The organism is Janthinobacterium sp. CG_23.3 (assembly GCF_046115965.1).
Classification (GTDB): domain Bacteria; phylum Pseudomonadota; class Gammaproteobacteria; order Burkholderiales; family Burkholderiaceae_D; genus Janthinobacterium.
Genome location: NZ_JBJXIB010000176.1, coordinates 1 through 8,548, shown reverse-complemented (window position 1 = coordinate 8,548; position 8,548 = coordinate 1). Strand labels below are relative to the sequence as shown.

4 protein-coding genes are annotated in these 8,548 nt (G+C 68.9%); all 4 read right to left on the bottom strand.

Annotated elements, in window-relative coordinates:
* Nucleotides 1-158: 158 nt before the first annotated feature.
* Nucleotides 159-3,287 (bottom strand): alpha-1,6-glucosidase domain-containing protein, encoded by a 3,129-nt coding sequence (locus tag ACFDR9_RS25810; RefSeq protein WP_409032817.1) that lies wholly within the window; start codon nt 3,285-3,287, stop codon nt 159-161.
* A 323-nt stretch (nt 3,288-3,610) separates the two neighbouring features.
* On the bottom strand, nt 3,611-4,060 hold the full coding sequence (locus ACFDR9_RS25805) for a Crp/Fnr family transcriptional regulator (RefSeq protein WP_017875891.1): 450 nt from the start codon (nt 4,058-4,060) through the stop codon (nt 3,611-3,613).
* A 137-nt stretch (nt 4,061-4,197) separates the two neighbouring features.
* A complete protein-coding gene (locus ACFDR9_RS25800; RefSeq protein WP_409032816.1) occupies nt 4,198-6,402 on the bottom strand; it encodes an EAL domain-containing protein in 2,205 nt (734 codons plus the stop codon).
* Between the two features lie 145 nt (nt 6,403-6,547).
* The coding region (locus tag ACFDR9_RS25795) for a response regulator (RefSeq protein ID WP_409032815.1) at nt 6,548-8,548 on the bottom strand (2,001 nt) is incomplete at its 5' end.

The following is an 8,548-nucleotide window of genomic DNA, read 5'->3' as shown; positions in this document are numbered from 1 at the left end:
CCCTTCCGCAGTTGCGCTTCACTTCGTTCGCTGTGGTCAGCTCACGGCGGGACTTTCACCCACAAGAGTGCGCCCATGCTGGGCGCACAAAAAAATGCCCGGCATGGTGCATGCCGGGCATTTTTTACGCTACCCGCGCGGCTCGCCCGCGCTTGCCGCTAGTCGGCCATTGCGCGCGCCGCGGGCTCGACAAACACCACCGCCGTGCGCGCCGGGATGCTGAACGCCCCCGTCGCGGCGTCGAAGCGCGCTTCCCGCGCGCGCACGTCGCCGTTGGCCCGATGCAAAGTCTGCAGCTTGAACGACCTGCCGCGCAACTCCGCGACCGTAAGCGACTTGGCCACCTTGTCGACGTTGATCAACAGCGCCACGCTCTTGTACCTGGCGCCGGGATAAGGACGCGGGTGCTGGCCGTCGACGGTCATGGCGATCACGCCGGGCACCTGCTGCGGGCCGACGTTGTGGAACCTCAGGCGCTCGCTGACGTCCTGCGCGGTGCGCAGGCGGAACAGCGAGCTGTCGTTGCGGATCGCCAGCATCTCGGTAAAGTAGTCGCGCGCGCCGCGGATCGCCGTCGAATCGGGCTTGATCAGCGGATTGCGCAGGATAGGCGCCATCAGCGGCCAGTTCTCCTGGTTGCGCTCGGCCATCGGCAGGCCAACGCCGAAGTTGTTGCTCTGATAGCTGTAGTCGAGCAGGTTGAACCAGTCGCCGGCGTTGTAACTGTCGCGGTCCAGCGATTTCGAGCGCAGCAACTCCTGCCCGGCGTGGATGAATGGAATACCCTGCGACAGCACGGTGATGGCCGTGCCGAGGTTGTGCACCCGCACCCGGTCGACCGGGCTGGTCGACACCGGAAGCTTGAAGGCGTTCAGGTCGAACAGGGTCTGGTTGTCGTGCGCCTCGACATAATTGACGCTTTCGGCCGGATCGGCGGTGAAGCCGGCCTGCTGGCCGGCGTAGTCGATCTGCGAGTTCTTGCGCAGGACGCCGTTGCGGTCGGTGAACTGGTAGTCGCGCAAGGTGCCCGACAAGCCGACCTTGACCAGGTCGCCCAGCCGCAGCAGATCGTCCAGGGTTTGCGTCGACAGCGCGTTGGGGTCGTAATAGGCGCCATTGATGAAGCCCTGCTGGCTGATCAGCGCGTTGCCGCCGTCGCAGCAACCGCCACCGCGCACCGCGTCGCGCAGGCGGTCGTTGAACGAGCCGATGCCGCTGCCGAACATATTCGCCTGGCGCGCGATCACAAAGCGGGCGTCGTTGGCGACGCTGCCGAAATTCCACGCCTCGCCATAGTAGTAAAGTTCGCGGCCGGCGGCGCGGTTGACGGTGTCGCGCAGGCGGGTCATCAGCGCCAGCGGGGCAAAGCCCATCAGGTCGAAGCGGAAGCTGTCCACCTTGTACTGGCGCGCCCAGGTCGCCACCGAGTCGATCATCAGCTTGGCCATCATGGCGTTTTCGGCGGCGGTGTCGGAGCAGCAGGAGTCGGTGGTGATGGCGCCGCTGGCGTTGAGCCGGTAATAATAGGTCGGCACGATCTTGTCGAGCACCGACAACGGCCCCTGGCGCGCGTCGCTGGTATGGTTGTAGACCACGTCCATCGCCACGCGCAGGCCCTGGCCGTGCAGCGCCTGGACCATCTGGCGGAATTCGCGCACGCGCACCGCGCCGTCGTTGGCGTCGCTGGCGAAGGCGCCGTCCGGCGCCGTGTAGTGGACCGGATCGTAGCCCCAGTTGAAGCAGTCGCCCTGCGCGCCCGCCGCGACGGCGGCCTGCTGCGCGCTCGAATCGGGCGCCGCCCGCGGCACCTTCGGCGTGCCGCAGCCGCTTTCGGCCACGCTGGCGATGTCAAAACTGGGCAGCAGGTGGATGTGCGTCAGGCCCGCGCGCTGCAAGCCCGACAGATGGCGCATGCCGTTCGAGCCGGCGTCGGTGAAGGCCAGGAACTTGCCGCGGTGCGCGCCAGGGACGGTGGCGTCGCTGGCGCTGAAGTCGCGCACGTGCAGCTCGTACAGCGCGATATCGCTGGGGTGCGCCAGCGGCGGAATCGACTGGCGGTCCCAGCCGTGCGGCTTCAGCGCTTCGCTGTCGAGATCGGCGACGAAGCTGCGCCGCCCGTTCGCGCTCAGGCTTAGCGAATACGGGTCGGTGACGACGTTGCTGACCAGCGCGTTGTCGGCCCAGCGCGACAGTACCTTCACCGTATAGGTGTAGTAGTAGCGGTTGACCCAGCCGGCGTCGCGCGCGGTGTACTGCCAGACGCCGCTGGCCGCCGCCCTGGTCATGGCCACGTGGACGCTGCTGGCGCCGTCGGCGTCGGGATACAGGTCGAGCGCCACCGACTTGGCCGTTGGCGCCCAGACGCGGAAGGTCGGCGCCCCGCCCGCCCCGATGGTGACGCCGAGCTTGCTATCGGCGGCCGCCGCCGCGTAGAGCGAATCGAGCATGCCAGCCGATTGCAGCGACGTCAGTTGCAGCAGCTTGCCCGCCGCGTCGTATTGCGCCAGCGCGAACTGGCCGCTGATTTTGGCGGCGATGGCCGCGGCGTCGGGCGCCGACAAGGCCAGCGCCGTGGCGCCGGCGAGGTGCGGATACTGCGCCTTCAGCGCCGGCGGCAGCGCGCCCGCCACGGCCAGGTCGATGCTGGCGCTGGCGCCGGTGACGCCGTTGCCGTCCGCGCCGAGTCCACCGTCGGCGGCGTAAAACAAGGTGTACTTGCCGCTGGCCGGCACGCCGGGCCAGGCGATGGTCGCGGCGTTCAGCCAGTGCGCCGAGGCGTTGCCAAGCTTGCCCACGCTGACGGCGGGCGCCGCGTCGTAGACCTTGCAGTCGCCTTCGAGCAGCCAGATTTGCTGGCCCGCGCTGGCGATGTTGGCGGCGAACGCGGCCGACTGGTCGCCGCCGCAGTTCTTATTGCCGGCGCCGTCGGTAACGACGAAGGACATCGCGCTGCGGTCCAGGTTGACCGGAATGTCGACGTAACCGCCGAACGCGTCGGCGCCGGCGAACATGAAGCGGTCGCTGATCCAGGTCGAACTGGGCACTTGCGGGCCTTCCCACGCGTACACGCCCCACCGGGCGGCGTCGCCCTGCGCGCGGTGGTAGTGGACGCGTATCGTCGCGGCCGCCTGCGCGGCGGCCCGCGGCGCAGCGACGCTGCTGGCGTGGTACTGCGGCGCCGGCACCGCGCCGGCGCCGTCACCGCCGCCGCATCCGGCCAACAGCGCCAGTCCGGCCGCGGCCGTTGCCGCGCCCAGGTGTGAAATAAAACTACGAATCAATTGCATGCTTGTCTCCTTGAGCATGGGGTAAACCCATTGCGCGCCCGCGTTCTTGTGTCACACTTGGCGGATTCACGCGACAGGATGATAATGATTGATACCCTTCGATTGTAATTTTACTACACAAATGTTTTTGAAAAAACATTGTTGAGGAGATATGGCGGAAATGTTGGGGGAGTGGAATACGCGTAGCGATGTTGAACTCATCAAAACCAAGGGCGCAACCCTCCGGGGCGGACCTGAAGGTCCGGCCCCGGCCCGTGCCTCGGATGGATGTTTAGCGTTACCGGCGCGCGAACTTGGCGCCGTTAGCCGGCGATGGGCGCTTCTTAGTTGCCGAGCAGGTCGGCCATGATGCCGGAGGCGCGGCGCAGCCGGCGCGACATCAGGCGCGCCAGGCACAGCATGAAACTGTAAGCCACCGCCGCGTGCTCGTTCGACAGCTTTTTCAGGTTTTCACTGGTCAGCGTCAGGTAATCGCAGCCGCTTTCGGCGACGCAGGTGGCCGAACGCGGTTCCTGGTCGATCAGCGCCATTTCGCCGACGATGCGCCCGCGCCCTTCGTGCGCCAGCATCTGGTCGCCGTGCTCGCCGCCCTTCAGGATGGCGATGCGCCCTTCGATCAGGACCAACATGTAGTCGCCGGCGTCGCCCTCGCGGAAGATCACCTCGCCCTTGGCCACCTGCTCCAGGTTCAAATAGCGCGCAATCGTTTCCAGGTCGGCGTAGGGGAAGTCCTGGAACAGGTCGAGTTCGTTAAGGATGTCGGCAATCTTCATACTAGGGCTCCGTGCGTGGGTGGACAGCCGGCCGGCGCTGCGCCGGCGGCCTTGGTGAATTCAGGCATTGTCAAACAGGCCATGGTTAAATAGCATACACCAGAGCGCGCCGGCGGCCCCGCAATTTCCGTGCGCAATCAAATCGCGCTCAGGTTTTTCTTCTCGCCCAGCAGGACCGTAAACGCCTCGGCGTCGATCGGCCGGCTGAAGAAGTAGCCCTGCATCTCGTCGCAGCCGTGCTCGCGCAAGAACGCCACCTGCTCGCGCGTCTCGACGCCCTCGGCGATGACGCGCATGTTCAGGTTGTGCGCCAGCGAGATCACCGACAGCGCGATGGCGGCGTCGTTGGTGCTGGTGGCAACGTCGTCGACGAAGGATTTGTCGATCTTCAGCACGTCGATCGGAAAGCGCTTCAGGTAGCCCAGGCTGGAATAGCCGGTGCCGAAGTCGTCGAGCGAAATGCCGACGCCGATGTCCTTGAGCCGCTTGAGCGCGGCGACCGCCTTGTCCGGGTCGCCCATGACGGTGCTTTCGGTGATTTCGATGCCCAGGCAGACCGCCTTGATGCCGTACTTGCGCAGCGTCGCCTCGACGAATTCGACGGTGCGGTCCTGGGCGAACTGGTTGCCCGACAGGTTGACCGCGACCTTGATCTCGCCCAGCCCGGCGCCCTGCCAGCGTTGGATCTGCGCGCACACGGTGTCCAGCACCCACTCGCCGATCGCCGTGATCAGGCCGTATTCCTCGGCCAGCGGGATGAACAGGCTGGGCGCGACTGTGCCCAGGGTCGGGTTGTGCCAGCGCAGCAGCGCCTCGGCGCCCAGCATGGCGCCGCTGCGCAGGCACATCTGCGGCTGGTAGTGGACCGCGAACTCGCCGCGGGCGATGGCGCCGCGCAGCTGGTTTTGGACCGCCAGGCGGGCGCGCACGTCGACGTCCATGCGCTCGGTGAAGAAGGCGTAGTTGTCGCGCCCGGTCTCCTTGGCGCGGAACAGCGCCGTGTCGGCGTTGCGCACCAGTTCGTCGAAGCTGTCGCCGTCGCTCGGGTAGACGGCGATGCCGATGCTGGTGGTCAAGGTCAGGTGGCCGCCGTCCACGCGCAGGTCGTCGCGCAGCCCGAGCAGGATGGTTTGCACCGTCGCCAGCGTCGCCCCCAGCGCGGCGTCGTCCCCGAGGATGATCTGGAACTCGTCGCCGCCCTGGCGCGAGGCCGTGTCGCCCTCGCGCAGGCAGCCGCCCAGGAAGCTCGCCACCGCCTGCAGCGCCTTGTCGCCGACCGGCGGGCCGAACGAGTCGTTGATGTTCTTGAAGCGGTCCAGGTCGAGGCACATGACGACCACGCGCTGGCCGTCGCGCCCGGCCAGCGCGCGCGCCAGCTCGAAGCGCTCGCGCGCCAGCACCCGGTTGGGTAGCCCGGTCAGGGCGTCGTGGTGCGACAGGAAGGCGATCAGGTGCTGCTCGGCCTTGCGCTCGCTGATGTCGAGGAACACGCCAACGTAGTTGATCACCGCGCCGTCCGGCCCGTGCACCGTCGACACGCTCAGCAGGCCCGGGTAGGTGTCGCCGCTCTTGCGCCGGCTCAGCACCTCGCCCGACCAGTGGCCGCTCTCGCGCAGCACCTGCGCCATCGCCGTCACCAGCGCCTGGTCGGCCGGGGTGGCGGCCAGGCGCACCACGTGCCAGCCCGCCACCTCCTGCGGCGCGTAGCCGGTGATGCGGCTGAAGGCCGGGTTGGTGGTGACGATGTAGCCGTCGGCGTCGGTGATCATGATGGCGTCCAGCGTGGCCTCGAAGACCTGGCCGGACAGGCGCAGGAATTCCTCGTTGGCGCGGCGCACCCGCACCTCGTCCTCGAGCGTGCGGGCGAGTTGTTCGAGTTCGGCGGTGCGCAGGTTGACGCGCCGCTCCAGGTTGGCCCGCTCGGCCGCCAGCGCCTGCTGCGCCCGCCCCAGCCGGACGTGGGCGTCGGCGCGCGCCAGGATCTCCTCGGCCTGGAAGGGCTTGGCGATGAAGTCGACCGCGCCCAGCGCGAAGCCGCGCACCTTGTCGTCGGTGTCGTGCTGGGCCGACAGGAAGATCACCGGCACCCCGCGCAGCGCGGGCAGCTCCTTCAGGCGGCGGCACACCTCGAAGCCGTCGATGCCGGGCATGCGCACGTCGAGCAGGATCAGCTCCGGCGGGCGGGCCTGCGCGGTCCACAGCGCCAGTTCGCCGTTGGGCGCCTGGCGCACCGCGTAGCCGGCCGCCGTCAACAAGTCGCTCAGCAACTTCAGCGAGGCCGGCGTGTCTTCGACGATCAGCACCTCGCCTTTGGTATGGGGTTCCGACAAGTCGCGATACATGGAGCCGCTCTCTTAGCTTTGTCAATGAATACATTTTAATGCCGTACTGCAAATTATGCGGCATTTCGGCGCCGGTGTCGCGCCTTTAGCGCTTGCGCGGCGCCACTGTCGCGCTTGCGCAAGTGCGGGCCGCCGCCGCGCAGGCTCACGCCGACGCCGGCGCCGCGCCGGCCGCGTCGAGCAGCGCGCACAGCTGCGGATACTGGTAAGCCGCCAGCATGTCCTCGATACCGCCGACGACGCCGGCGAACTCCGGCCCCAACTCGGCCAGCATGGCGCCGGCGCGCGCCAGGTTCAGCTCCTGCAGCGCGGCGCGCAGCGTGGCGCGCTGCGCCGGCGGCAGCGCCGCCAGGTCGGCGCCCGCCAGCGGCGCGCGCGGCGGCGGCGGCGCGACGGCGGCGCGGCGCTCGAACTGCAGTTGCAACTGGCGTTCGAGGATGCGGTACAAGCGGTCCTGCTCGACCGGCTTGCGCAGGAACTCGTCGGCGCCGGCCGCCAGCGCCGCCAGGCGCTCCCCCTCGAAGGCCGAGGCGGTCAGCATGACAATGCGCGGCTGCGCCAGCGCGCCCTGGGCGCGCACCCGGCGCGTCACCTCCAGCCCGTCCAGGCCCGGCATGCGCCAATCCATGAACACCAGCTCGGGGCGCCAGGCGGCGATGGCCGCCAGCGCGGCGGCGCCGTCCTCGGCCTGCTCGACCTGGAAGCCGAGCGGCGCGAGCAGCTTGTGCAGCAGCGCGCGGCCGTCGGCGTTGTCGTCGACCACGAGGATGCGCTTGCCGCGCTGGGCCGCCGCCAGCGCCGCCACCTCGCTGGGCGGCGCGGCCGGCGCGGCCAGCGCCGCCTGCACCGGAATGGCGAAGCGGAACACCGAGCCGCGCCCGGGCGCCGACTCGAGTACGAGTTCGCCGCCGAGCAGGCGCACGAACTCGCGCGAAATCGTCAGGCCCAGGCCGGTGCCCTCCTTGGCGCCGTCGCCGTCGGCCTGGATGAAGGGCTCGAAGATGCGCTGCTGGTCGGCCGGCGCGATGCCGATGCCCTGGTCGCTGACGGCAAAGCTCAGCTGCCAGCGCTCGCCGCCCAGCGCCTGCGCGCGCGCGCCCAGCGTGACGGCGCCGCGCAGGCCGAACTTGACGGCGTTCGACATCAGGTTCAGCAGCACCTGGCGCAGCTTGGTGGCGTCCAGCCGCGCCGTCGGCGGCAGCCCGGCCGCGTCCAGGCGCAGCGCGATGCCGCTTTGCGCGGCGCGCACGCTGAGCATGTCCATCACCTCCTGCAGCAGGCCGTCCAGCGCCGCCACCTCGGTCTGCGCCGTCAGGCGCCCGGCCTCGATCTTGGACAGTTCGAGGATGTCGTTGATCAAGGTCAGCAGGTGGTTGCCGGAGCGGTGGATGATTGCCAGGTTGCGCTTTTCCTCGTCCAGCATGTGGGTCGAATCGGCCATCAGGCGCGAGAAGCCGATGACCGAGTTGAGCGGCGTGCGCAGCTCGTGGCTCATATTCGCCAGGAACACGCTCTTGGCGCGGTTGGCCGCCTCGGCCTGCTCGACCGCGACCGACAGCGCGCCGGTGCGCTCCTCGACCAGTTCCTCCAGGTGGTGGCGGTGGCGCAGCAGCTCCTGCTCGGCCTCCTTGTGCTCGGTGATGTCATAGTTGGTGCCGACCATGCGCAGCGGCCGGCCGCCGGCGTCGCGGAAGATCACCGCGTCGGCCTTGATGTGGCGCACCGTGCCGTCCGGCCAGCGGATGCGGAACTCGACGTCGAACTCGGCCTCGCCGCGCAGCGCCGCGCCGAGCGCGCGCTGGGTGGCGAGGCGGTCGGCCTCGAGCAGCGCGCCGGTCCAGGTGGCCAACCAGTCGCGCCCGTTCTCGGCGTGGTACAGGCGCTGCATCTGCTCGTCGCCGCTGAGGGCGTTGCTGACGACGTCCCAGTCCCAGGTGCCGATGCCGCCGGCCAGCGTCGCCATCTGCAGCCGCTCCTCGCTGCGGTGCATCGCCCGGTAGCGGCTGTCGAGCAGCGCCGTCATGGCGCGGATGGCCCGGTTCAGCGCGCGCAGCTCGCCGACGAACCAGACCCGGGGGGGGGGGGGGGGGGTTCTGTCCCGTCCGGCCCTTATGACGATGTGCTCCTTGATCTCCCTCCCCCGCGA